Annotated in this window: 30 protein-coding genes, 1 tRNA gene and 1 other RNA gene; 21 read left to right on the top strand and 11 right to left on the bottom strand. The window is 32.6% G+C overall.

What is annotated here, in order from left to right:
• The 11 genes from pglA (at position 1) to CIGNP103_RS04390 (ending at position 6460) form a co-directional block, all read left to right on the top strand.
• A complete protein-coding gene (gene pglA / locus CIGNP103_RS04440; RefSeq protein ID WP_141082231.1) occupies positions 1–1116 on the top strand; it encodes a N,N'-diacetylbacillosaminyl-diphospho-undecaprenol alpha-1,3-N-acetylgalactosaminyltransferase in 1116 nt (371 codons plus the stop codon).
• Positions 1109–1714 (top strand): undecaprenyl phosphate N,N'-diacetylbacillosamine 1-phosphate transferase, encoded by a 606-nt coding sequence (gene pglC / locus CIGNP103_RS04435; RefSeq protein ID WP_086226716.1) that lies wholly within the window; start codon positions 1109–1111, stop codon positions 1712–1714. The genes pglA and pglC overlap by 8 nt, the downstream gene beginning before the upstream one ends.
• Positions 1701–2282, top strand: coding sequence for a UDP-N-acetylbacillosamine N-acetyltransferase (gene pglD, locus CIGNP103_RS04430; protein WP_141082069.1), 582 nt, complete (start codon positions 1701–1703; stop codon positions 2280–2282). Before pglC ends, pglD begins: the two co-directional genes overlap by 14 nt.
• Before the next feature lie 101 nt (positions 2283–2383).
• A complete protein-coding gene (locus CIGNP103_RS04425; protein WP_086268654.1) occupies positions 2384–3277 on the top strand; it encodes a DMT family transporter in 894 nt (297 codons plus the stop codon).
• Positions 3278–3329: 52 nt separating this feature from the next.
• Positions 3330–4130 (top strand): 3-deoxy-8-phosphooctulonate synthase, encoded by an 801-nt coding sequence (gene kdsA, locus CIGNP103_RS04420; RefSeq protein WP_086268653.1) that lies wholly within the window; start codon positions 3330–3332, stop codon positions 4128–4130.
• A complete protein-coding gene (locus tag CIGNP103_RS04415; RefSeq protein WP_086268652.1) occupies positions 4123–4449 on the top strand; it encodes an SMR family transporter in 327 nt (108 codons plus the stop codon). The genes kdsA and CIGNP103_RS04415 overlap by 8 nt, the downstream gene beginning before the upstream one ends.
• Positions 4446–4769 carry a DMT family transporter gene (locus tag CIGNP103_RS04410; RefSeq protein WP_179186960.1) on the top strand — a complete coding sequence of 108 codons (324 nt, stop codon included), beginning with the start codon at positions 4446–4448 and terminating at the stop codon, positions 4767–4769. Before CIGNP103_RS04415 ends, CIGNP103_RS04410 begins: the two co-directional genes overlap by 4 nt.
• Positions 4770–4778: 9 nt before the next feature.
• Positions 4779–5249: a 6,7-dimethyl-8-ribityllumazine synthase gene (gene ribH, locus CIGNP103_RS04405; protein ID WP_086228521.1), complete on the top strand. Its 471-nt coding sequence runs from the start codon at positions 4779–4781 to the stop codon at positions 5247–5249.
• Position 5250: 1 nt separating this feature from the next.
• On the top strand, positions 5251–5649 hold the full coding sequence (gene nusB / locus CIGNP103_RS04400; protein WP_086225159.1) for a transcription antitermination factor NusB: 399 nt from the start codon (positions 5251–5253) through the stop codon (positions 5647–5649).
• Positions 5646–6326, top strand: coding sequence for an orotidine-5'-phosphate decarboxylase (pyrF, locus tag CIGNP103_RS04395; RefSeq protein ID WP_086268651.1), 681 nt, complete (start codon positions 5646–5648; stop codon positions 6324–6326). The genes nusB and pyrF overlap by 4 nt, the downstream gene beginning before the upstream one ends.
• Before the next feature lie 43 nt (positions 6327–6369).
• Positions 6370–6460, top strand: a tRNA-Ser gene (locus tag CIGNP103_RS04390).
• A 407-nt stretch (positions 6461–6867) separates the two neighbouring features.
• Here CIGNP103_RS04390 and CIGNP103_RS04385 read toward each other — a convergent pair.
• Positions 6868–7128, bottom strand: coding sequence for a hypothetical protein (locus CIGNP103_RS04385; RefSeq protein WP_439098028.1), 261 nt, complete (start codon positions 7126–7128; stop codon positions 6868–6870).
• Entirely contained in the window at positions 7121–7360 is a 240-nt protein-coding gene (locus tag CIGNP103_RS04380) for a hypothetical protein (protein WP_086234253.1), read from the bottom strand. The genes CIGNP103_RS04385 and CIGNP103_RS04380 overlap by 8 nt, the downstream gene beginning before the upstream one ends.
• Positions 7361–7490: 130 nt before the next feature.
• On the opposite strand from CIGNP103_RS04380, the gene CIGNP103_RS08130 reads away from it, so the two are divergent.
• Positions 7491–7634, top strand: coding sequence for a hypothetical protein (locus CIGNP103_RS08130; protein WP_179187317.1), 144 nt, complete (start codon positions 7491–7493; stop codon positions 7632–7634).
• Between the two features lie 117 nt (positions 7635–7751).
• Here the strand turns inward: CIGNP103_RS08130 and CIGNP103_RS04375 are convergent, their stop codons facing one another.
• The gene (locus tag CIGNP103_RS04375; RefSeq protein WP_086234254.1) at positions 7752–8381 is read right to left on the bottom strand and encodes a zeta toxin family protein; all 630 of its coding nucleotides are present in this window, start codon (positions 8379–8381) and stop codon (positions 7752–7754) included.
• A gap of 963 nt (positions 8382–9344) precedes the next feature.
• Between CIGNP103_RS04375 and CIGNP103_RS04370 the strand changes: the two genes are divergently transcribed.
• Positions 9345–10577, top strand: coding sequence for a type II toxin-antitoxin system HipA family toxin (locus CIGNP103_RS04370; protein ID WP_086252609.1), 1233 nt, complete (start codon positions 9345–9347; stop codon positions 10575–10577).
• A 153-nt stretch (positions 10578–10730) separates the two neighbouring features.
• On the opposite strand, the gene CIGNP103_RS04365 is transcribed toward CIGNP103_RS04370, so the two are convergent.
• From CIGNP103_RS04365 to CIGNP103_RS04345, 6 genes are all read right to left on the bottom strand, one after another.
• A complete protein-coding gene (locus tag CIGNP103_RS04365; RefSeq protein ID WP_086241633.1) occupies positions 10731–10994 on the bottom strand; it encodes a plasmid mobilization protein in 264 nt (87 codons plus the stop codon).
• 12 nt (positions 10995–11006) lie between these two features.
• Positions 11007–11291 carry a hypothetical protein gene (locus CIGNP103_RS04360; protein ID WP_086241632.1) on the bottom strand — a complete coding sequence of 95 codons (285 nt, stop codon included), beginning with the start codon at positions 11289–11291 and terminating at the stop codon, positions 11007–11009.
• 53 nt (positions 11292–11344) lie between these two features.
• The gene (locus CIGNP103_RS08455) at positions 11345–11644 is read right to left on the bottom strand and encodes a phage integrase central domain-containing protein (protein ID WP_439097978.1); all 300 of its coding nucleotides are present in this window, start codon (positions 11642–11644) and stop codon (positions 11345–11347) included.
• Positions 11641–11994, bottom strand: coding sequence for a hypothetical protein (locus CIGNP103_RS04355; RefSeq protein WP_086241631.1), 354 nt, complete (start codon positions 11992–11994; stop codon positions 11641–11643). Before CIGNP103_RS04355 ends, CIGNP103_RS08455 begins: the two co-directional genes overlap by 4 nt.
• A 190-nt stretch (positions 11995–12184) precedes the next feature.
• Positions 12185–12544, bottom strand: a transfer-messenger RNA (tmRNA) gene (gene ssrA / locus CIGNP103_RS04350).
• 39 nt (positions 12545–12583) lie between these two features.
• Positions 12584–13000: a phosphorelay protein gene (locus tag CIGNP103_RS04345; protein ID WP_086241630.1), complete on the bottom strand. Its 417-nt coding sequence runs from the start codon at positions 12998–13000 to the stop codon at positions 12584–12586.
• A gap of 83 nt (positions 13001–13083) precedes the next feature.
• On the opposite strand from CIGNP103_RS04345, the gene panB reads away from it, so the two are divergent.
• The 8 genes from panB to CIGNP103_RS04305 all read left to right on the top strand — a co-directional run bounded on the left by panB (position 13084) and on the right by CIGNP103_RS04305 (position 20471).
• Entirely contained in the window at positions 13084–13878 is a 795-nt protein-coding gene (gene panB / locus CIGNP103_RS04340) for a 3-methyl-2-oxobutanoate hydroxymethyltransferase (protein WP_086225162.1), read from the top strand.
• Positions 13862–14173: a rhodanese-like domain-containing protein gene (locus CIGNP103_RS04335; RefSeq protein ID WP_086241629.1), complete on the top strand. Its 312-nt coding sequence runs from the start codon at positions 13862–13864 to the stop codon at positions 14171–14173. Before panB ends, CIGNP103_RS04335 begins: the two co-directional genes overlap by 17 nt.
• A 9-nt stretch (positions 14174–14182) precedes the next feature.
• The gene (ruvB, locus tag CIGNP103_RS04330) at positions 14183–15211 is read left to right on the top strand and encodes a Holliday junction branch migration DNA helicase RuvB (protein WP_086225164.1); all 1029 of its coding nucleotides are present in this window, start codon (positions 14183–14185) and stop codon (positions 15209–15211) included.
• Positions 15212–15239: 28 nt separating this feature from the next.
• On the top strand, positions 15240–16307 hold the full coding sequence (locus tag CIGNP103_RS04325; protein WP_086225165.1) for an MlaE family ABC transporter permease: 1068 nt from the start codon (positions 15240–15242) through the stop codon (positions 16305–16307).
• A complete protein-coding gene (locus CIGNP103_RS04320) occupies positions 16304–17029 on the top strand; it encodes an ABC transporter ATP-binding protein (protein ID WP_086226642.1) in 726 nt (241 codons plus the stop codon). Before CIGNP103_RS04325 ends, CIGNP103_RS04320 begins: the two co-directional genes overlap by 4 nt.
• Before the next feature lie 3 nt (positions 17030–17032).
• A complete protein-coding gene (locus CIGNP103_RS04315; protein WP_086236257.1) occupies positions 17033–17902 on the top strand; it encodes an MlaD family protein in 870 nt (289 codons plus the stop codon).
• Entirely contained in the window at positions 17874–18470 is a 597-nt protein-coding gene (locus CIGNP103_RS04310; RefSeq protein WP_086233842.1) for a hypothetical protein, read from the top strand. The genes CIGNP103_RS04315 and CIGNP103_RS04310 overlap by 29 nt, the downstream gene beginning before the upstream one ends.
• Before the next feature lie 426 nt (positions 18471–18896).
• Positions 18897–20471: a flagellin B gene (locus CIGNP103_RS04305; RefSeq protein WP_086268650.1), complete on the top strand. Its 1575-nt coding sequence runs from the start codon at positions 18897–18899 to the stop codon at positions 20469–20471.
• A gap of 245 nt (positions 20472–20716) precedes the next feature.
• Here CIGNP103_RS04305 and infC read toward each other — a convergent pair whose 3' ends face one another.
• Together infC and thrS are read right to left on the bottom strand one after the other, a co-directional pair.
• Positions 20717–21232, bottom strand: coding sequence for a translation initiation factor IF-3 (infC, locus tag CIGNP103_RS04300; RefSeq protein WP_086225692.1), 516 nt, complete (start codon positions 21230–21232; stop codon positions 20717–20719).
• Positions 21229–23043 (bottom strand): threonine--tRNA ligase, encoded by a 1815-nt coding sequence (thrS, locus tag CIGNP103_RS04295; RefSeq protein ID WP_086246150.1) that lies wholly within the window; start codon positions 23041–23043, stop codon positions 21229–21231. Before thrS ends, infC begins: the two co-directional genes overlap by 4 nt.
• Between the last annotated feature and the right edge of the window lie 106 nt (positions 23044–23149).

Below are 23149 nucleotides of genomic sequence, written 5' to 3'. Positions count from 1 at the left end.
GTGGTAATAGGGTTTTTATCTCATTCAGATATGAGTATTTATCACTTTCGTTTGCCAATAATGAGAGCATTAAAGGCGCTTGGGCATGAAGTGGTTGCTATTGCGCCAAAGGGAGAGTATAGTAGTCTTATTGGTGCTGAGTTTAGACTAGTGCATTATGATATTGATAAGGCTAGTTTAAATCCTCTTAAAGTTTTTAAAGATACAGCAAATTTAGCTAGACTTTTAGGTGGATTAAATTTAGATATGCTCCAAACATCAGCACATAAATCAAATGTATTTGGGACACTTGCAGCTAAGCAAGCAGGCGTAAAATGTGTGATAAATTTAGTAGAGGGCTTAGGTAGCTTTTATATATCCAATACTCTAAAAAGTAGGCTTATAAGAGTAGCTATTGAAGGGCTATATTTTATCACATTTAGACTATCAAGGGCTACGATTTTTGTCAATGATTCAGATCCTAATTATATGTTAAGCCGCCACTTAATCCAAAAAAACAAGATAAAACGAATTAAAAGTGTAGGAGTAGATGCAAGTGAATTTGACCCACAAAAAGTAACGCCATATGATTTTAAAAGTGATAAGAAAATCGTTTTAATGATAGCTAGAGCGTTAAAAGATAAAGGGGTGATGGAATTTTATGAAGCAGCTAAGATCTTAAGCGGGCGTAAAGATTGTGAGTTTGTATTTGTAGGTTCAAGTGATTTAGGTAATACATCTAGTCTAGATGAGGAGTTTTTACGCTCACCATATGTGCGTCATATAGGCTGGAGTGATAGGGTAGCCAATATGCTTTCATCGTGCTATCTTTTTACTTTACCAAGTTATAAAGAGGGTTTTCCACGTACGGTGTTAGAGGCAATGAGTATGGCAAAACCATCAGTTGTAAGCGACTGCGATGGCTGCAAGGAAGCAATAACTGATGGTTTGCATGGTTTAATTTGTAAAGCTAGAGATGCTAATGATTTAGCTATAAAAATATCTAAGTTGCTCGATGATGAAAAAGAAGCTGCAAAGATGGGGCAAAATGCTAGAAATACTGTACTAAAACACTATAACCAGCCAATCATTACGGCAAAATATATTGAGTTTTATAAGGAAATTGCGAGTGTATAGATATTTTTTTAAGCGGATTTTTGATATTTTAGGGGCGTTAATTTTAATAATCTTAACTGCACCAGTGATGGCGTGGGCATATTTTGCTATTAAAAAACATCTTGGGACACCTGTAATATTTACCCAAGCACGACCCGGTAAAAATGCTAAAATTTTTAAAATTTATAAATTTCGCTCTATGAGTGATGCTCGTGATGAAAATGGTAATTTGCTTAGCGATGAGGTTCGACTTGGAGAATTTGGAAAGAGGATTAGAGCGCTTAGTATAGATGAGCTTCCGCAGCTTTTTAATGTTTTAAAAGGCGATATGAGTTTTATTGGGCCACGACCATTGTTAGTTGAGTATTTGCCACTATATTCTAAAGAACAGAGTCGTCGCCATAATGTCCGTCCAGGAATTACAGGCCTTGCGCAGGTAAATGGTAGAAATGCTATTAGCTGGAAGCAAAAATTTGAATTTGATACATATTATGCTGATAATCTAAGTCTAAATTTAGATATTAAAATTGCTTTTTTAACTATTAAAAAGGTGATAAAAAAAGATGGAATAAATAAAGATGGTATGGTAACTACGGAGAAATTTAGTGGCAATAACTAGTTTGTATATCTATGGAAATGGTGGTCACGCTAAAGTTGTAGCTGATATAGCTCGTATAAATGGTTATAATGATTTAATATTTTTAGATGATGTAAACGGAGTGAAATTTAGCCCTAAATTGCCTAAATATCCTATAATCATAGCTATTGGCAATACTATAGCTAGGGAGCGACTTCAAAGGCTTGTAGTTGAAAGTGGATTTGAGTTAGCTACACTCATCCACCCAAGTGCGATTATTAGCACTAGTGTAAAAATTGGCACTGGAAGCGTGGTAATGCCTAGGGCTATTATCAATGCTAATAGTATAATTGGAGATGGTGTTATCATAAATAGTGGTGCTATAGTAGAACACGATTGCATAATCGGCAATTTTGCGCATATTTGCCCTGGTGTGGCTTTAGCAGGCGGTGTAAATATTGGTGAGCGTACTTGGATAGGGATTGGTTCGAGTATTATTCAAGGGATTCAAATCAAATCAGATATAACTATTGGAGCTGGTAGCGTGGTAGTATCTGATATAGATAGTGGTAGTATAGCTTATGGTAATCCATGTAAGGTACGAAAGTAAATTGGGCTTAATGATTGATTGTGATATTTATCTTAAATTCAATGAAATTTAACTAATATTTTATTTTAAAAATTTAAAGTAAAACCGGATACAAAATAAAAATGAGATATAACAAATTTTTAATTCGCCATTTGGGTATTTATTATATGCTTATTGCCTCTTTGCTTTTTGCTGGGACTGGAGCATTATCTAAAATTTTAAGCAGCGAGCTAAGTTCTATTGAGATTGTATTTTTTCGCAATATCATAGGACTTGGGCTAATAATTTGGATGATTTATAAAAGGCCACTTCATCAAGCTGGTGGCAAGTTTTGGCTACTTGCTTTTCGTGGAATTATTGGGACAATTGGGCTGTATGCATTTTTTTACAATATTGCTCATATAGACCTTGCAACAGCCTTTACATTTTCTAAGACTAGTCCAATTTTTACAGCACTTTTGGCTGCTTTTATTTTCAAAGAGAGACTTAGCTATCTAGGCTGGTTTGCGATTTTTATCGGATTTATTGGAATTTTATTTGTTATTGAGCCAACTCTTGGCGTAAGCAAAGATGAATATATAGGCCTACTTAGTGGAATTGGTGCGGCTCTTGCTTATACTAGTATTAGAGGGCTTAGAAAACACTATGATACTCGTGCTATTGTATTATCATTTATGCTATGTGGGAGTGCTATTCCTTTATTGTCTATGATTATAGGAAGTTTTTATTATAGGCCAGATTTAGACTTCTTAATCAGTCCATTTATTATGCCTAGTTTAACTAGCTGGGTAATGGTGATATTAATGGGATTATTAGCTACTGGATTTCAAATTTATCTAACCAAAGCTTATGCAGCAAGTAAAAAAGCAGGAGTTGTAGCAGCTGTAGGCTATAGTGATGTAATCTTTAGTATGATTTTTGGGTTAATTTTGGGTGATGCCCTGCCTGATGTTTGGGCATTTTTAGGTATTGTAATGATTATTGGTGCTGGAATTTTAGTTGCTCGTGAGCGGTAATTTAGCAATATTTGGGTATAATCATAGCTAAAATGAAATTTAAGGTGTAAAAATGATATTAATAGCAGGACCTTGCGTAATAGAAAGTAGAGATTTGGTATTTAAGGTTGCTAGTAAGCTTAGAGAGTTTGCAAATTTAGATTGGATAGATTTTTATTTTAAATCTAGTTTTGATAAAGCTAATCGCACAAGTATTAGTAGCTTTAGAGGGCCAGGACTTGATGAGGGTTTAAAAATTTTAGATGAGGTTAAAAAGGAATTTGGCTTTAAAATCTTAACAGATATCCACGAAAGCTATCAAGCCCAGCCCGCAGCGCAAGTAGCAGATGCCCTGCAGATACCAGCATTTTTATGTCGCCAGACAGATTTGCTAGTAGCAGCAGCCAAAACCAAAGCTATGGTAAATATCAAAAAGGGTCAATTCCTAAGCCCTGATGCGATGAAACACAGCGTTAAAAAGGTCTTAGAGACTCGTGGTATAAGCGAATTTGGCTATGAAGTTGCTAGGGATAATGGAGTATTTTTATGCGAGAGAGGCTCTACATTTGGTTATGGGAATTTAGTAGTGGATATGAGAAGTTTGCCTATTATGAGAGAGTTTGCACCTGTTGTTTTCGATGCTACTCATAGCGTACAAATGCCAAGTGCAAACGGCGCTACAAGTGGTGGCGATAGCAGATTTGTACCATATCTTGCTAGGGCAGCAGCTGCTGTGGGTGTGGATGGATTTTTCTATGAAACGCATATTAATCCATGTGAGGCTATGTGCGATGGGCCAAATATGCTAAATCTTGAAGCTCTTAAAGCAAATTTAGAACAGATCAAAAAAATCAAGGACGCTTTAGGTGAATAATAAAGGATTTTTTTGGGTCATTAGTGGAGCTAGTGTTGAAGCTGGCTGGGCTTATGGTTTAAAGTATGCTAATACACCATTTGAATGGGTGATTACTGCTTTGCTTGTTTGTTGTAGTTTTTGGGCATTTATGATGAGCTTTAAATATCTTAGCGCAAGTATAGCTTATACAATGTTTATTGGATTTGGGACAATTTTCATCGTGGGCGCCGAGATAATTACAAACTATTTTAATAATCAAAGCATTAGTTTCCTTAGAATTTTATTTATTTTGCTTATTATTATCGGCGTTTTAGGGCTTAAAAGGAGTGAAGCGTGATATATACAGCTGCGCTTTTTGGTGCTGGAGTTTGTGAGGTTTTAGGCGTCGTATTTTTAAATCAAATGGCAAAAAGTCAAAATATCAAAAAGATTGCACTTTTTATGCTTGTAGTAGTAACTTTTGGAATATCTTTAAGTCTGCTTGGCTTTGCGATGAATATATTGCCAATGTCAGTAGCCTACTCAGTTTGGACTGGGATTGGAGCTGTTGGAGCTGTTGGAGTTGGAGTAATATTTAATAAAGAAAAGATAGGTATCAAAAAGGCAGTTTATCTATTTTTGATAGTTTTTAGTGTAATAATGTTAAAATTAATATAAGGAGTTAAAATGAATATAATAGAAGGCAATTTAGCCCTAAAAGGCAGTGAAAAAATAGCTATAATCAACGCTAGATTTAATCATATTATAACTGATAGGCTTGTAGAAGGTGCAAAAGATGCGTTTTTACGCCATGGCGGTAAAGAAGAAAATCTATCTTTAATCTTAGTTCCTGGTGCATTTGAGATACCAATGGCACTCCAAAAAGCTCTAGAAAGTGGCAAATTCGATGCTGTAGTATGCGTAGGAGCTGTAATTCGTGGTTCTACTCCGCATTTTGATTATGTAAGCGCAGAAACTACTAAAGGCGTAGCAAATATAACGCTAAAATACGCTAAGCCAGTAACATTTGGCGTATTAACAGTTGATAATTTAGAACAAGCCATAGAAAGAGCCGGCTCAAAAGCTGGAAATAAAGGCTTTGAAGCAATGGCTGGAGTTATTGAGTTGCTTAGTTTGTATGAAAATTTAAAGGGATAAAATGGCTACTAGACATCAAGTAAGACAGTGCGTAGTAAGCCTACTCTATGCTAAGGAGATGGGTAGCGAGATGGAGCATTTTAGCGATGAGTTTTTAGAAGAAAAAAAGATAAGAAACGACCAAAAGAGCTTTACAATCAGCTTATATAATGGTATTTTAGAAAATTTATCTAGCATTGATGAACAGCTAGATAACTATCTTGGCAAGTGGAAAATAGGCGAGATAGGTAGCGTAGAAAGACAAATTCTACGACTTGGAGCCTATGAGATGAGATATAGTGATATAGACTCAGCTATTGCGATTAATGAGGCTGTGATGCTAGCTAATGAATTAGCCAGTGAATCTTCTATCAAACTTATAAATGGTGTTTTAGACGCTATCGCAAAGGATAAAAAGTGAAGCTTTGTATCGCATTAGATATGGCGCAAAAAGATGAGTGTCTAGCACTAGCTAGAGAGCTTAAAGGGCTTGATTTATGGCTAAAGGTTGGACTTAGAGCCTATTTGCGTGATGGAGCAAAATTTATAGAAGAGTTAAAAAGCATTAGTGATTTTAAGATCTTTTTAGACCTTAAAATTTATGATATACCAAACACTATGGCAGATGCTTGCGAGGTAGTATCTAGAGTTGGTGCTGATATGATAAATATTCACGCTAGTGCTGGAACAGTAGCCATGAAAACAGTAATGGATAGATTAAATGCTTTGCCTAGTAGGCCACTAGTATTGGCAGTGTCAGCTCTTACTAGCTTTGATGAGAGTGAATTTAAAGCTGTGTATAACTCTAGTATTAAAAAAAGCGTAGTAAATATGTCGCAGATGGCATACGCAAGCGGCCTAGATGGAATGGTCTGTTCAGTATATGAAAGTCTAGCTATTAAAGAGGCTACTAGTAGAGAGTTTTTAACCTTAACGCCAGGTATTAGGCCGTTTGGTGAGGATAATGCAGATCAAAAAAGAGTAGCTGATATAGCTACTGCGGTGCAAAATCAAGCTGATTTTATAGTAGTTGGCAGGCCTATATATAAAGCAAATAGTCCAAAAGAGATTACTCAAAGGATTTTAGAGCATATTTAAGCGGTTTTTAAGTAAAAAGCTTGTATAATTTCAGCTCTTTTTAGGACAGATGGGTGAGCGGCTGAAACCACACCCCTGCTAAGGGTGCAAGTCTTAATCGGGCTTCGAGGGTTCAAATCCCTCTCTGTCCGCCACTTAAAGAAATTTTACCTTTATCCAAATCCTTTTTTAAGTTTTTAGCATTATTATTTAATAAAAACCATATTGTTCAAATTTGATTAATATTTTTTCATATTTAATTATCTATATTATTTTGGCTTGAAAGTCGATATATTTTGATTTAATTTATTATTTGAATATCTAAACTCTTTTGAGCTTATATTGATATTTCATCATCGTATGTAGCAAAGGCTCATCAAATCCTGTTTGATACTTCTTTGCAACTATCAATACATTGAAATTATCATGAAACTCTGCTTTTGTTTGGTTTTTGGATATATGGCTACCATCTTTTCTTACATTTAGTTTTGCTTCTGTGTATTCTTCATCTCCATCTTTGATAGCACCAAAAAGGCTACTAAGATATCTATATCATTGTATTTCATTCTAGCCCAATATCAGCCCTATCAAGACCAGCAAATGTATATACATCCTCAAAAAGTTTTTTATGTATATCTTTTAAATGTTGATAGTCAAAATTGACTTTAATTGGATTAAGTTCTAACTCCAATTGTTTTTTTAATGCAATTTCTCTTTCTCGTTCTTTTAGTTCTACTAAATTTATTGCACCTACTAAATTAGAATCTAAAAGCTGTCTATCAAAATCATTTTCAGGGATACCATCATCTAAAAATTTAAACACTTACTCCCCACTCTTTTTTATATTCGGCGATTATTTCATCAGCTGTTTTTTCATTTTTTGCAATTTTTATCATATCAATAATGTTTCTTTCATTTGCAAACATATTTTCAATAGCGTGTCCGCAAACGGTAGATCTTATAGCTCTATATTGCTCTTTTGTCAAATCATCTTTATATTTATCAAGTATAGCTAAGCTCTCTTCTAAGCTATACACTTCTGGATATTTATTCATCTATTTTCCTTTCTAAGACTTCTTTTTTATAGAATATTTAAATTTTTATGATGGATTATATAGCATATATTCTTACGATGTCAATAGATTAAGTTAAATATAAGTATATTTTGTAAGTTTTTATAGAGATATGCGATGCCCAAATATAAGCTATCAAAGAACTCAAGCAGACAACAGAGTAGATATAGATAATGCTCAAAATAGCATAAATTCTAAAATATTAATCAAAGAGATAAAAATCAGCAAAATATTTATCAACCGACAAAACCTATAAATCAAATCACTCCAAACAGTATAAATAAATCCAAAAATAAAGGCAATGAAATGAAAATTTAAATTAAGATAAATTATAAATCACCTAAGTAAGTCAATTTTGTGTTTATTTATATTTTCATATTCTTTTTTGTATTCTGTACTTATTAATAATTTCATTAGCATAACTATCTATTATAGTAAAAAATTCTCCATTTTGCTTAACTGCCACTAATTTGGCATTTGATAGGGTTTGCTCTTTGTCGTCTAGAATTTCACTATTGTTATCATAGAAATAGATCTTATCACATACTCCAAGTAGCTCTTTTAGGTTATCAAAACTTTGTCCAAATCTTCTTTCTAAAATTTCATTGTCTATATTATGTCCACCTTTGCTTACTCTAATTGCTACTCTTTTTTTAGATATTTCAACATTTTCTAAGCCTATATAAAAAAGCGTAATATTATAATCTTTGTTTTTAGCCAATTTTATAAATCTGATAATTCCTTTTCCGCTAAGTGTTGTTTCAAGATTAAAACTAGCACCACTATTTAAAAATTTATTTCTCATAGTAATAGCCAATTTACCTGCTTTATTTTGTATATATGAGCTTTCGTAATTACCTAATTCCTTTGCTAACTCATCACTATTTACTCTATAACCATAAAAATAATTTTTTAAAAGCTGATTAATGTAAAATGTGCTTTTGCCACTCCCATTTACTCCAGCAAAAATATATAATTGTTTAGTATCTTTTATATTATCCATATAGTAAAACCTTTTATATTGAGACTTTGATTTTATTATATTCTTATTTTGCCTAATTCAATCTTTTTTATCATAAATAGCAAACTAAAAAACCTTGCTCCCTTTAGGATTTACTACAACAGCAAAATATCTTTTATCTCTGATTTCTAAAAGCTCGATATCCTTATCGCTCAAACAGGCCTTTGAAATATTAGCCATAATAACTCCTTCAATAGTGACTTAATTAATGACTAAACTTTTTGAGAATTAATGATATTTTTTTAAAATCAATTGAAAAAACAGCACTAGAAAACCCTCTCCAAGGATGAAAAATAGGCAATAAAATTGAATAATTAAAAAAGGATTTGAATAGATATAAGATATTAAATGGTGGAGGTGTGCGAATTAATTACATATCTACAAAATACCTATTTAACTATATCTATAGATTATCCAACTTTAATAATGACCTAATTAATAACTTTATTTATTGAAACTTATTAATACTTAACTACTAATTAAAACACAGATTATAGCATATATTTTAATAGATTAAAAAATATAAATAAATTAAAAATTATATTATTTGATTTATTAATTATATATTTACTAAATATAATATATAATTAGTTGTTTATTTTTGTTAAAATTTGGTTAATTTTCATCAGACCTTTCTTATAAAAAAAGAAAAATGAAAAGGGGTAAGTATTATATTTTTATAAAAAATATCAAAAATTCAAAATTGTAAAACAAAAATTTTATATGTTATTTTTTAAACAATTCATTTATGTGTAAAATTCTATTATCAAGCAATCTACTACCATTAAAAAGAAAAATATTGCTAATTTTATGATACAATTATCTACTACTAAAAAGGATAGCGAAGAGAGTAAACAATGAAAGCACTTGACGTAGTAGCATATATAGTGAATTTATGTATATAAAAAGGTATCCCGGTATCAAATTTGCAATTTGAAAGGTAAGATGAAAAATTTATTTGAAATTTATGATAATGAAACCAAAATTGGAGAAATGAAAGTATATGCAATAGGTAAAAACGAAACATATTATTTTTCATACGATAAACAATGGTTAAAAAATGGATTTGAAATAGACCCAAATTTACCTCTAAAGGATATGGAATTTATCTCAAAAGATCTTTGGGGTATCTTTTGCGATATTAGTCCTGATAGATGGGGAAGACTTATCCAAAAAAGAAAATCAAACAGCGAACTTACCAATAGTGAATATTTAATTGGGGTTAGTGATTATTTTAGAGTAGGTTCTATTAGAATCAAAAGAGATGGAGAATTTGTATCTTCAAAAACTGATATTCCAAAATTAACCAATATAAATGAACTTTGCCAATCAGCTAGTAGAGTAGAAGAAGGCGAAAGTTTAGATAGCGATATAAAAAATTTATTAGCTCCAAGCGGTAGTTTGGGTGGAGCTAGACCAAAGGCTAGCATCATTAAAGATAACAAACTTTATATCGCCAAATTTCCATCAATCAAAGATGAATATAAGCAAATTTCAAAATGCGAACAAACTATGTTAGAAGTGGCAAAAATAGCAAAAATCAATGTTTGTAAAACACAACTTTATGAAACGATAAAAGGAACTGCTTTATTAGTTGAAAGATTTGATAGGATAGGAAATGAGAGAATACCATATAAATCAGCAATGACGCTTTTAGGGGTTAAAGATAATGAGACAAGTGATGAAAAAAGCTATGTTGATTTGGCTTTTATATTAGATAGTAAAAATAAAAAAGAGCTATTTCGTAGAATGGTTTTTAATGGTTTATTTGGTAATACGGATGATCATTTGAGAAATCACGGCGTTTTATATGATAGAGAAACAAAAAGCTGGAATTTAAGTCCAGCATTTGACATTACGCCTGATATGATAATATATTCAAAGCAAAGCCACGCTTTAAATTTTATAGATTTTGTAAATTTGCCTTCTATTGAATTATTTAATGGGATAAAAGAATTTTTTGAGATAAATGAAAGCGAATTTAAAGAAATTTTATCTGATATGTTGATGGCAAGAGATGAATTTGAAAAAATAGCTAAGAAAAATGGAATAAATAGTGATAACTTAAAAATGTTAAAAAATAATTACGAACACGAAGATTTTGAAAAAATTAGAAATTTATATAGAAATAAAGTTTATGAAACTAATGATAAAAAAACCAGTAAAAAAAGATATTAGTGAATTTAGTCTATGAAATATTAAACATCATACATAGATCTTTAAAAAGCAATAGAGATTTTTCTTTAATGGTCTATTCTAAATAAAATAGAGTAGAAATGAAATTTGGATTATTACTTAAATTCGCTTTAGTTTCCTACTCTTTATTAAAATTTAGCTCCCAAAGCTTTTATTTGATTTAATGTTATCTAACTTCTCTTTTATAGCATATCTTATAAAAGCTGAAGCAGAAAAGCCCATATTAAATGCTGTTTGGTTGATATCGTGGTGCTCTTCTTCTGTGAAATATATCGTTATTGTCTTTTTTCTTTTGAAATTTGCTATTCTTTCTTTATTTGGGATTGTCTTTCTTTTTTGAGCAATATTAGTATCCCCCCTAGCTGAATTTAGAAATTCATTCTCATCTTTAAAGCCCATACATATCCTTTCTTAACTAATTTTTTTTATATTAAATTTAATTGATTTTTCAAATTCTTTATAAAAGCATTCAAATTCATTTTTTGCTTTTTCATCACTATATTCGCTGATTGATAAGCCACTATTAATGGCTCTTTTATACGCCACTCTTTGTGAAATTTGGTGATTTAATAAAAATATATCTTGATTTTCACCTATTATATCTTTTAGATCAGATCTTAATATATCCAGTTCATTTGATAAAAATTTATTTGTGGTAGCCTTATTTACGACTATATAAGTTAATAAATTTTTCATTAAAATCTTTAGCGCTTTTTACAATCTCAATCATATAATTTATAACTTTTGTATCAAGAGATGAGACGATTGTCGGTGCTATGATATTCGTCTCTTAGTCCAAAAGTTGGATCATAACTGATATATCTGCTTTTTATAGCGATTGCAAATACATTTTTCATAATAGAAATAAGTCTATAAATAGTTTCTAATCTGCTTTTATTAGGATTATTAGGATTAAAAATATTGTTTAATATCTCAACCAAATCTTCATATTTAATCTCTTTGATATTTTTATTTCCAATTGCTGGGATTATGTATTTTTCGTGTACTAAGGTTATTCTTTTAGCATAATCTTTGCTATCGCCATCTATCTTAATTTTTTATCCATATACTTTATAAATAGCTCTTTATATGTATGCTTTTTAGTTCCACTTAATAGATTAAAATCCTTTCCTAATTCATCAAAATTGTTTAATAGCTTAATAGCATCTCTTCTAGCTTTAAATGCATTATAAAGCCCAACTCTAAATTCTTCTAATTTGTATTTATGTTTTTTGCCATATTTGTCATAAATAGTAATTGAAAAAACCTTGCTTCCTTTAGGATTAATATAAATTTCAAGCTCTTTAGGATTTCCCACAACAGCAAAATATCTTTTATCTTTTATCTCTAAAAGCTCGATATCCTTATCGCTCAAACAAGTCTTTGAAATATTAGCCATAACAACTCCTTCAATAGTGACTTATTAAAATAGTAGTGACTTAATTAGTAGTAAAATTTTTTGAGAATTAATAGTATTTTTTCAAAATCAATTGAGAAAAAACAGCACTAGAAAACTCTCTCCAAGTATGAAAAATAGGCAATAAAACTGAATAAATAAAAAAGGATTTAAATAGATATAAGATATTAAATGGTGGAGGTGTGCGGGATCGAACCGCAGTCCAAAAATAACAAACCCACAGCCTCTACATGCTTAGCAGAAGTGAAGATTTCACCCAGCCGTGCTCACTTCCCAAAACAACTAGCCAAGCTAAGACTAAATTTCACCTTACTACTCGTCAAATAGCAAAGCTACACTATCTAAAATTACTCGCTGATTTAGCTAGATAGTATTGCCAAATAGCAAGGCTCAACTGAACTTACGCAGCTTTAGCGTAAGCAGGAGCGAATTTAACGTTGTTTGCGTTTAATTTTATTTAGGCTTTTTAAGCTATGCCAAAAGCTGCATGCCACCGTGACCTCACTACTCCTGTCGAAGCCAAGTCACCCCCATAAAAAGGCAATTATAATACTCAAATTTGTCTTAAAATTTAATTAAATATCTCATTAGGGATAGCGATGATTTTGGGATTTAGAATTCTTAAATATATCTCATCGTTTTCTATATCATCTAAATAGCCTTGCATCTGATCAGCTACTAAAAGTAGCCAGTCAATAAGCTCATTTGAAGCAGTAACTCCTGTTCCACGCTTAGATTTTAGTTTTGCTGTGATATCTTCAGCCAGTGTAGTTAGTTTGACTACTGGGGTTAGTTCTAAGTATTGGCTTGCAGTTTTGATATTGTGAAAAATTCTATTAAGCTCATAGCTACTAGCATCAAATTTATCATTCCTACCCAAATTTACAATGAGATTATCGAGTAATCCATTCATCACGCCAAAGTGTGTTAAATAGTCCTCGATAATGTCTAGATCGTAATCTGCTTCTAGCTCTTTTAATAAACCCATCATTTACTCTTTGATTTTTTGCCAAATTGTAACAAAATTTAGGTTAAATTTAGTAAAATATTTCAAAAAATTAAAGGAAAAGTGTGAAAAAAATAAAAATCACTGATTTAATCGCTAAGAAAAATAGAGAAAAAATCGTTATGATAACAGCCTATGATGCTTTGTTTGCTCGGCTTTTTGATGATTATGCTGATATGATTTTAGTAGGCGATAGCTTAAATATGAGTTTTGGCGGTGCTAATGAGACCTTGGGGATAAGTGTTGATGAGATGATATATCACGCAAGAGCCGTTCAAAGGGGTGCTAAAAGGGCGTTTTTGGTTGTGGATATGCCTTTTGGCTCTACTATCACGCCAGAAATTAGTTTGAAAAATGCTGTGAAAATTTACAAAAATACCCTTTGCGATGCTGTGAAAATAGAAGGCTCAAAAGAGATAGCACCTACAATAAAGCTATTAGATCAAAATGGAATCGCTGTGATCGCTCACATAGGTTTAAAGCCTCAACTCTCACGCCAAGAAGGGGGATATAGAGTCGCTGGCAAGGATGATAAAGAGGCAAAATCCATCCTTGAAGATGCTTTGGCTTTAGAGTCTGCTGGGGCGAAAATGGTCTTAATAGAAGGCGTCCCAAGTGATCTAGCCAAAGAGATAACAAAAGCTCTTAAAGTACCTACTATCGGGATTGGGGCTGGTGCTAGCTGTGATGGGCAGGTGCTTGTGTGGAGTGATGCGTTTGGGTTTTATGATGAGTTTAGGCCTAAATTTGTCAAAAGATATATGGATGGGGCGAATTTGATTCGTGAAGCGATGAAAAATTACGCTGATGAAGTAAGAAATATTAAATTTCCAAGTAGTCAATATGAATATACCAAATAGCAAAATAGTAGATATCAGGTTGCCTAGTGAATGGCTGGAATTTGGGATTTTAGATGGGTCGCATTTGATAACTTATGCGAATTTAAGTGGCAAGGTAAATCCGCTATTTGTAAGCTCTATTGAGAGTATATTTAAAAAAGATGATGAATTCTATCTAATGTGTGCTACGGCAACTCGCTCTAAAGAGGCTTTAAAGCTCTTGCAAAAGCATGGATTTAAGGCAGTTAAAGAGATTAGGGGCGGGGCGTATTATTATGAAAAAACGGGTGCGAAATTTGATAAATTTGATTTGTAGGACTAGGATTTGGATAGGATTGTAGAGATTGAGAGAGTTAGCTTTGATGCTGAATATGAAGTGAGCTTAAGGCCTTCAAATTTTGATGAGTATATCGGTCAAGATAAGATTAAAGCGAATTTAGAAGTTTTTATCGCAGCGGCTAAAAAGCGTGGTGAGTGTCTAGATCACGCCTTGTTTTATGGGCCACCAGGACTTGGTAAGACAACTTTAGCTCATATAATTGCTTCTAAGATGAACGCAAATATCAAGATAACATCAGCGCCAATGATAGAAAAAAGTGGAGATTTAGCAGCTATTTTGACAAATTTAGAAGAGGGTGATGTGCTATTTATAGATGAAATTCACCGCCTAAGCCCAGCTATTGAAGAGGTGCTTTACTCGGCTATGGAGGATTTTCGCTTGGATATTATCATAGGTAGTGGGCCAGCAGCTCAAACGATTAAAATAGATATACCTAAATTTACGCTAATAGGCGCTACAACTAGAGCAGGGATGATCTCAGCTCCACTTCGTGATCGCTTTGGGATGCAATTTAGATTACAATTTTATAATGCTGATGAGTTAGCTCAAATCATCTCTTTAGCGGCTAATAAACTAGGTAAATTGGCTAGTAAAGAGGCTAGTTTAGAGATAGCAAGGCGTAGTCGTGGGACGCCTAGAATCGCTCTTAGGTTGCTTAGGCGAATTCGTGATTTTGCTGAAGTTGCTGATGAGAGCAAAATTAGCCACGAAAGAGCTAAAATAGCGCTTGATAGCTTAGGGGTAAATGAGCTTGGATTTGATGAGATGGATCTGAAATATCTAAATATTTTAGCTTATTCTACTCGTGCACTTGGGCTTTCTACTATAGCTGCAGCACTAAGCGAAGATGAGGGGACTATAGAGGATGTTATAGAGCCGTATCTACTAAGTAATGGATATATCCAAAGAACAGCTAAAGGCAGAATTCTAAGTGATCAAACTTATAAAATGTTTGGTAAAAAACCACCAGTACATATAATGAGTGAGTCTGAAAAAGGACTTTTTGATCAGTAGGTTGATTTAAGAGTTTAAAGCAATTAAAATGGGGAAATTTAAATTAGATAAAACCACTCTTAAGCTTATTGGAATTTGGGATTATAAAGCACCAAAATCCCAACTAAAAGAGTTAAAAAAACTAAAAATAGATAAGCTAGATTTAGAAAATTTAGAGCATATTGATTATGCGATGGCAATTTTTATCTCAAAAAATTTTGGAGATTTTAAGCTGATTAATTCAAATGATAAATTTGATAAAATCTTTGCTTTAGTACGTGATAATGATATTTTAGGGCTAAAAATTTATAAACCAAGCAGTATAAATTCACTTGAGAAAATTGGCAAAATATTTATTGATATACGGCTAAATATTATTAATTTTTGTATATTTTTGGGTAAGTTTTTATTTTCACTTTTAGATGGGATTAAAAAACCTACTAAAATTCGGTTTGCTGAATTATCTAATCATATAGTTAGCGCTGGTTTTGGGGCTATAGGAATTGTAGGGCTTACAAGTTTTTTAATTGGAGTAGTGTTGGCCTATCAAGGGGCAAGTATGCTTAGCCAGTTTGGAGCTAGTATTTATGTAGTTGATATTATGGGTATTATGACGCTGCGTGAGGTTGGGCCGCTTATTGCTGCGATTGTGATTGCTGGACGCTCTGCATCTAGCTATACAGCGCAAATTGGAGTTATGAAAATAACTGAGGAGATTGAAGCGATGAATACAATGGGCTTTGATCCATTTAAATTTATTGTTATGCCTAGGATTATGGCGCTGATAATTGCAGTACCACTAGTAGTATTTTTGGCTAATGCTATTAGTATTTTTGCTCAGATGATTGTATGTAAAATTTATTTAGATTTTAGCTTTTATGAATATTTACAAAGATTTAAAGAGAGTGTAGAATTACGGCATTTTTTTGTTGGAATGCTTAAGACGCCATTTTTTGGTGCAATGATAGGGCTGATTGGGTGTATGAGGGGATTTGAAGTTAGTGGGAGTACTAGTAGCGTAGGTGAGCTAACTACTAAAAGCGTGGTAAATGCGATATTTTGGATTATTGCTTTAGATGCGTTATTTTCAGTGATTTATACAGAGCTTAAAATATGATAGTTTGTAAAGATATAGTAACTACATATGGTGGCAAAGTAATACATGAAGGAGCAAATTTTCATATAAAAAGCGGTGAAATTTACGGCCTTTTAGGTGGATCTGGAAGTGGTAAAACTACACTACTTAAAACTATGATATTTTTAAAAAAACCAGCTAGTGGTAGTGTAAAAATTGGCGGCGTTGATATCTGGAGAGCTACACAAGAAGAACAACAAAATATTAAGTTACAAATGGGTGTTATGTTCCAGTTTGGTGCACTTTTTAGCAATATGAGTGTATTAGATAATATTGCAATTATGTTAAAAGAGTATAGCAAATTTGACTCAAGCGACATTGATGAGATTGCTAAAATGTGGTTAATAAAAGTTGGTCTTAAGCCAAATGCAATGAGTCTATATCCTAGCGAGTTAAGCGGTGGAATGAAAAAAAGAGTAGCTTTAGCTCGTGCTTTAGCACTTAGTCCTAAAGTTTTATTTTTAGATGAGCCAAATTCTGGTCTAGATCCTATCAGTGCTAGAGCAATGGATAGACTAGTATGTGAGCTGCGTGATAGCTTAGGTATTACTGTGGTGATGGTGACTCACGATGTAGATAGTATATTTAATATTTTGGATAGGTTTTTGATAGTTGATAATAAAAAAATCGCTTTTGAAGGGGATTTAAAACAGGCTTTAGCATTTAAAGATAATCCCCTAAAAGATCTATTTTTGATGAGGTAGGAGATGGAAAATAAAAATTCATATTTTATAGCTGGACTATTTTTTTGCTTAGTTGTAGGGTTTATTGGAATATTTTTATTATTTATGCAAGGATATAATAGTAAGGAAACAAGGGATTATTATATAGTTACAAAAGAGCTACCAAATGGGCTTAAAAAAGATGGTGAGGTACGATTTATAGGTGTACCAGTAGGGCATATAAGAGATATATATTTTAGCGATCCACACTCAGCAACGATTGAGATTTGGCTTAGTATAGATGATAATTTGCCTATTAAAACTGATAGTCAAGCTATTGTAGAACGCTCAGGTATTAGTGGAATTGCTTATATAAATATTACTAAAGGTAGCGATACGGCTAGGATTTTTAATAAAAATGAAAGAGCTCAAATTAGCTTAGGTGAGGGTTTATTGGATAAAATAGGCTCAAGAACGGCAAATTTAACTGTAAGTTTAGATAAAATTGCTAGTAAAATCGATGAAGCCTTAAGGCAAGAAAATTTAGATAAATTGCTAAATTCAATCAATAAAATAAATTCGCTAATGAATGTTATCGCAAGCGATAAGAATTTGGATAAAATCGATGTAATTATCGATAATTTATATATTGTTTCTCAAGATTTAAAGAGTGCTAATTTAGATAGACTCGCAGCTAATTTAGATAAGAGTATTAGCGATATAAATACTGCATGGAACAATATCGATGAGCGTATAAATAGTGGCCAGATCGATTTTAAAACTATGCTAGCGCCAACTATTAAGTCTGTTCAGCAAAGCATAGATGAACTAAATGATTTAGCAGAACAAATAAAAAATAATTTAAATAATTTGGAGGATAACCCTTATGAATTTTTCTTTAAAAGTAGAGATTAAAAGCACTATTTTAGCAGTGATTTTTGGCGTATTGATGTCTGGTTGTTTAGCCAAGGATGCTCCAAAATTAAGCTATTATGAGTTGGGATATAATAACGATAGCAATGCAACTCAAATTTGCGATAGAAGAGCTGATTTGATGCTAAATTTAGCCTATATCAAAGTACAAGATGGTTACAATAGTCGTGATATTATTACAAAAGATGGTATAAATGTATCAAAAATGAATAATGCAAAATATATCGCTAGTCCCAAAGATATGTTAAAAAAAGCACTGGTATTATATTTAAATAGCAATTGCCATTTAAAATTAAGTAGTGATGCAAGTTTGCAAATGGGATTAAATATTACTGAAATGAGTATTCAACCAAGATATGCATTTATTCAGATTGCACTAGAACTAAGCCAAAATGGAAAAGTAATATCAAATGAGATAATTAGTGCTAAAAAAAGTTTTGATGGTTTAAATAATGCTACGAGTAGTGAAAATATTGCAATGAATGCTATGAATTTGGCACTAGAAAATGCTTTATGGCAAATTCATCAAGCAGCATTAAGGTATAGATAAATGCTGTGATCACCCTAGCACAACCCAATCTTGCTAGGGTGAATCCAATGCTAAAACCTAACATTATCTATAAACCAAAAACTATCGAATTCACTCTTATCCCATAGTCAACCCATTAACCTCCCCAAATTTCTAAAACCCACAAATTTAATTACACCCCATAATATTTTAATATCTCACCCAATCCAATCTAAATTCCACTCTAAAAATTATAAAATACCCAAATCATAAATCTACAATATCTAATCTAAATTTTATAAATTTCTCAAATTGATTAAAAATTTGCAATATTTTCTTCAAATTTATCAAAATCCCCCCCCCNCCCCCCCCCATATATAAACTTTTTAATATTTGGTTCGATATAATAAAAACAACCCCTAAATGGATTTAAGTTTTATAGGGAAATCTTAACACAAAGGAAAAGTTATGAGCTTTAGAATAAATACTAACATCGCAGCGATGAATGCTCACGCAAACTCACAAATCACAGATAGAGAGCTTACTAGCTCACTTGGTCGCCTAAGCTCAGGTCTTAGAATTCAAACAGCAGCTGATGATGCATCAGGTCTTGTTATTGCTGATTCACTAAAAAGCCAAGCTAGCTCTTTAGGTCAAGCTATATCTAATGGTAATGATGCAATTGGTATTGTTCAAACTGCAGATAAAGCTATGGATGAACAGATTAAAATACTTGATACTATTAAAACCAAAGCTATCCAAGCAGCACAAGATGGTCAAAATGCTGATTCTAGAAGAGCTCTTCAAAATGATATTAGCAGACTTCTTGAAGAACTAGATATGATAGCTACTACTACAAGCTTTAATGGCCAACAGCTATTAAATGGAAATTTTTCAAACAAAAACTTCCAAATAGGTGCTTATAGCAATGAAACTGCAAAAGTAAGTATAGGTGCTACAAACTCAAATACTATAGGGCATACTAGGTTTGAGACTGTTTTTAATACTGTTGTATCTACTGTCTCTACTTTATCAGCTCAAACCCTAACAGTAAAACTTAGTGGTGTTGATGGATATCCTAACGGTTATGAATTTCAAGCAATTGCTGGTACGGTATTAGCAAAAGATGGCTATAAAGCTGTAGCTGATATGATGAATGGCGTTTCAGATAAAACTGGTGTAAAAGTTAAAGTTAATAATACTCAGATTATGTCAGAAGCTGTTGGTGCTGGTACAATACAAGATTTAACAATTAATGGCGTAACTATTGGAAATATTACTGTAAAAGCTAATGATGCCGACAATGCTTTAACTGCAGCAATTAACGCTAAAAAAGATGAAACCGGAGTAGAAGCAAGCTTGCAAAATGGTCGTTTAGTTTTAGCTGCTAAAGATGGTAGAGCTATTAATGTAGATACACATTCTGTTAATAGTTTTACAATAGCTGGAGGCGTGAAAGGTAATTTTTCACAAAAAGGTATTACATATTTAGGTCAATTAACTTTCATTCGCCAAGACGCTAGAGATATCAAAATAGGCCTACAAAATATGTCATTAATCGCTTCTCATGTATTTAGTGGCAATGCTGCAATATCTAATGCGGCTAACGCTAGCAAGGCATATAATCAAACATCGGTAAATCTTAAATATATGAACTCTGGTACAATTAGTGCTACAATGGCTAAAGCAATGGGATTTTTTAATGGTAACGCATCTAATGCCGGTCAAGAAGTAGACCAAGCCGGTGGCGTAAATACATACGGTGGTGCTCAAGCTATGGTAGATGTAGCTGAAGCAGCTAGAAAAACTCTAGATAAGCTAAGAGCCGACCTAGGTTCAGTACAAAATCAATTAGTAGCTACTATAAATAATATTACAGTTACCCAAGTAAATGTAAAATCAGCTGAATCTCAAATAAGAGATGTAGACTTTGCTAGTGAGAGTGCAAACTTCTCTAAATTTAACATACTAGCCCAAAGTGGAAGCTACGCTATGAGCCAGGCAAATGCTGTACAACAAAATATATTAAGACTACTACAGTAGCTTAAATTTAAATCTTTAATAGCTTAAATTTACTCGCAATGCTTAGTCATTGCGAGGGTTTATATACAATATATCAAGCTTTTTATATTATCAATTTTAAATATTATTTTAGGATTTTATCTAGATTTAAATAGTATAGTAATCAATCTAATTATTAGAAGTTATTTTGGATTTATTTTATAATTTATCAGTTTGGTAGGTGGACATCTGTGAAATTCACCTACCTAATTAATATGCTTGTAGCGTTATTTTTTAGGCGTTACAAGCATATTTACATAACGACCCTCAAGAACTGGAGCTTTATCCCTATCTGCATATTCTTGAACCATCTCCCAAATCTTTTCAAGCATATTTACGCCAAGTTCTGGGGTAGACATCTCACGCCCCTTTAAAAATACTCTAAATTTAACATATTTGCCCTCAGATAAAAACTCTTGAGCATGTTTTATCTTGTAATTTATATCATTTTGTGCAATTTTGGCGGAAAGCTTAATCTCTTTTATCTCTATTACTTTTTGCTTTTTCTTAGCCTCTTTTTGCTTTTTCTCTTGTTGATAACGGAATTTGCCATAATCCATTATCTTACATACTGGTGGTTTAGCATCGGCTGCTATCAAAACTAGATCTAATCCCATTTTATTAGCGATATCTAACGCTTCATCTCTACTGATAACACCATACGCAGTGCCATCATCTCCTACACATCTAACCTCGCTTGCGCGAATTTCATCATTTAGATAAACCTCTTTATCTTTGCTCAAATATTCACCTCGTTTAATTTGGTTTGGACTAAGCTATAAAAATCATCTAGACTTATATCCTTTTGTTCTCTAGCTCTACGATCACGCAGTGCTACACCTCTATTTGCCACCTCATTATCGCCAAGTACTATTATCATAGGTACTCTTTGTTTTTCTGCATTTCTAATCTTTTTATTTAGTGTCTCATTTTTGCTAAAGATTTCACTATCTATATTCATATCAAGTAATTTTGCATAAATCTCTTTAGCATACTCTTGATGAGCTTCACCAATTGGTATGATCACAACTTGAGTTGGCGCAATCCAAAATGGCAATTCACCAGCAGTATGTTCAAGTAAAATCCCAATAAATCTCTCAAAGCTTCCTAGAATTGCACGATGAAGCATAACTGGCTGTTTGCGTTCATTGTTTTCATCAATATATTCTAGATTAAATCTTGCTGGAAGGTTAAAATCTACTTGAATAGTGCCACACTGCCATTTTCTTTTAAGGGCATCTGTAATTTTAATATCTATTTTTGGCCCATAAAACGCACCGCCACCTTCATCAATACCATATTTTAATCCCTTTTCATCTAAAGCATCTTTTAAAGCTTTTGTAGCTATATCCCATACCTCATCATCGCCAACAGCCTTAGCTGGTTTGGTAGAAATCTCCATCTCATAGCTAAATCCAAACGCATTCATAAGAGTATCAACAAAACTTAAAATCTCATAAACATTTTCTTTAATCTGGCTTGGCATACAAAATAGATGTGCATCATCTTGAGTAAATTCACGAACTCTAAATAACCCATGTAGTACTCCGCTCTTTTCGTGTCTATGCACTACGCCATACTCAAAAAATTTAAGCGGAAGATCTCTATAGCTTCTAATCTCGCTTTGATAAACTTTAATATGACCTACGCAATTCATTGGTTTAATGCCATACTCTTGATCATCAATTACTGTAAAGTACATATTTTCTTTATAATTAGCATAGTGGCCACTTGTCTTCCAAGCATCGCTTTTTAAAATCTCTGGTCCACGCACTGGCTCATATCCACGAAGTCTATGAGTGCGATATAGTTTATGTTCTAAGCGGCTTCTAAGCCTTGATCCATTTGGTAGCCAAATAGGGAGTCCAACACCAACGCTCTCATCAAAGGTAAAGAATTTCATCTCTGTGCCAAGTTTACGATGGTCACGTTTTTTAGCCTCTTCGATAATTCTAATATGCTCATTTAGACTTTCTTTATCAGCGTAAGCTGTACCATAAATTCTAGTTAGCATCTCACGATTTTCATCACCGCCAAGATATGCTCCAGCTATTCTAGTAAGTTTAAAAAATCTAGCAAAAATTGTATTTGGAATATGTGGCCCACGACAAATATCTTCAAAACCACCTTGAGAATACAGGCTTACAGCACCATCTGGAATTCTTTTTAATACCTCTTGTTTTAGGTCATCATCGGCGTATTTTGCAGCTACTTCTGATTTAGTTGAGTTTATTTTTACAATTGAAGTTTTAGCTAAGGCTAACTCTTTCATTTTTTTCTCAATTATAGCTAAATCATCTTCGCCTAGTTTGCTACCATCGCTTTTGCTTACACGCATATCGTAGTAAAATCCATCCTCAATAGCAGGTCCAACAAAAAATTTAACATTAGGATAAAGTTCCTTAATCGCTGCAGCCATTAAGTGCGCACATGAGTGGCGTATAATCTCTAGCGCCTCTTTAGAGTTGTCAAATTTAATCTCACTACCGCCTCCGGTGTAGCTTTGAGTATCTACTATCTCTCCATCTACATTATATCCAATAATCTCGCTCATCGACTCTCTTTTTTCAAAAATAACAAAATGTTAGATTTTATCTAATTGTATTTTAACTTAAACTGAATTTTAATAAAATTTAAGCTAATACCGTTTAGCAATTTAA

Origin of the sequence: Campylobacter sp. P0103 (assembly GCF_002139545.1) — a bacterium.
In the GTDB taxonomy this organism is placed as follows: Bacteria; Campylobacterota; Campylobacteria; order Campylobacterales; family Campylobacteraceae; genus Campylobacter; species Campylobacter devanensis.
This window is presented reverse-complemented; position numbering and strand designations above follow the sequence as displayed.

What these genes read in the sequence shown, in the direction of transcription:
- CIGNP103_RS04425 (WP_086268654.1), top strand. Translation starts at nt 2,384, where the DNA reads ATGAGATATAACAAATTTTTAATTCGCCATTTGGGTATTTATTATATG.
- kdsA (WP_086268653.1), top strand. Translation starts at nt 3,330, where the DNA reads ATGATATTAATAGCAGGACCTTGCGTAATAGAAAGTAGAGATTTGGTA.
- ribH (WP_086228521.1), top strand. Translation starts at nt 4,779, where the DNA reads ATGAATATAATAGAAGGCAATTTAGCCCTAAAAGGCAGTGAAAAAATA.
- nusB (WP_086225159.1), top strand. Translation starts at nt 5,251, where the DNA reads ATGGCTACTAGACATCAAGTAAGACAGTGCGTAGTAAGCCTACTCTAT.
- CIGNP103_RS04380 (WP_086234253.1), bottom strand. Translation starts at nt 7,360, where the DNA reads ATGAATAAATATCCAGAAGTGTATAGCTTAGAAGAGAGCTTAGCTATA.
- CIGNP103_RS08130 (WP_179187317.1), top strand. Translation starts at nt 7,491, where the DNA reads ATGCGATGCCCAAATATAAGCTATCAAAGAACTCAAGCAGACAACAGA.
- CIGNP103_RS04375 (WP_086234254.1), bottom strand. Translation starts at nt 8,381, where the DNA reads ATGGATAATATAAAAGATACTAAACAATTATATATTTTTGCTGGAGTA.
- CIGNP103_RS04370 (WP_086252609.1), top strand. Translation starts at nt 9,345, where the DNA reads ATGAAAAATTTATTTGAAATTTATGATAATGAAACCAAAATTGGAGAA.
- CIGNP103_RS04365 (WP_086241633.1), bottom strand. Translation starts at nt 10,994, where the DNA reads ATGGGCTTTAAAGATGAGAATGAATTTCTAAATTCAGCTAGGGGGGAT.
- CIGNP103_RS04360 (WP_086241632.1), bottom strand. Translation starts at nt 11,291, where the DNA reads ATGAAAAATTTATTAACTTATATAGTCGTAAATAAGGCTACCACAAAT.
- CIGNP103_RS04355 (WP_086241631.1), bottom strand. Translation starts at nt 11,994, where the DNA reads ATGGCTAATATTTCAAAGACTTGTTTGAGCGATAAGGATATCGAGCTT.
- CIGNP103_RS04345 (WP_086241630.1), bottom strand. Translation starts at nt 13,000, where the DNA reads ATGGGTTTATTAAAAGAGCTAGAAGCAGATTACGATCTAGACATTATC.
- CIGNP103_RS04335 (WP_086241629.1), top strand. Translation starts at nt 13,862, where the DNA reads ATGAATATACCAAATAGCAAAATAGTAGATATCAGGTTGCCTAGTGAA.
- CIGNP103_RS04325 (WP_086225165.1), top strand. Translation starts at nt 15,240, where the DNA reads ATGGGGAAATTTAAATTAGATAAAACCACTCTTAAGCTTATTGGAATT.
- CIGNP103_RS04320 (WP_086226642.1), top strand. Translation starts at nt 16,304, where the DNA reads ATGATAGTTTGTAAAGATATAGTAACTACATATGGTGGCAAAGTAATA.
- CIGNP103_RS04315 (WP_086236257.1), top strand. Translation starts at nt 17,033, where the DNA reads ATGGAAAATAAAAATTCATATTTTATAGCTGGACTATTTTTTTGCTTA.
- CIGNP103_RS04310 (WP_086233842.1), top strand. Translation starts at nt 17,874, where the DNA reads ATGAATTTTTCTTTAAAAGTAGAGATTAAAAGCACTATTTTAGCAGTG.
- CIGNP103_RS04305 (WP_086268650.1), top strand. Translation starts at nt 18,897, where the DNA reads ATGAGCTTTAGAATAAATACTAACATCGCAGCGATGAATGCTCACGCA.
- thrS (WP_086246150.1), bottom strand. Translation starts at nt 23,043, where the DNA reads ATGAGCGAGATTATTGGATATAATGTAGATGGAGAGATAGTAGATACT.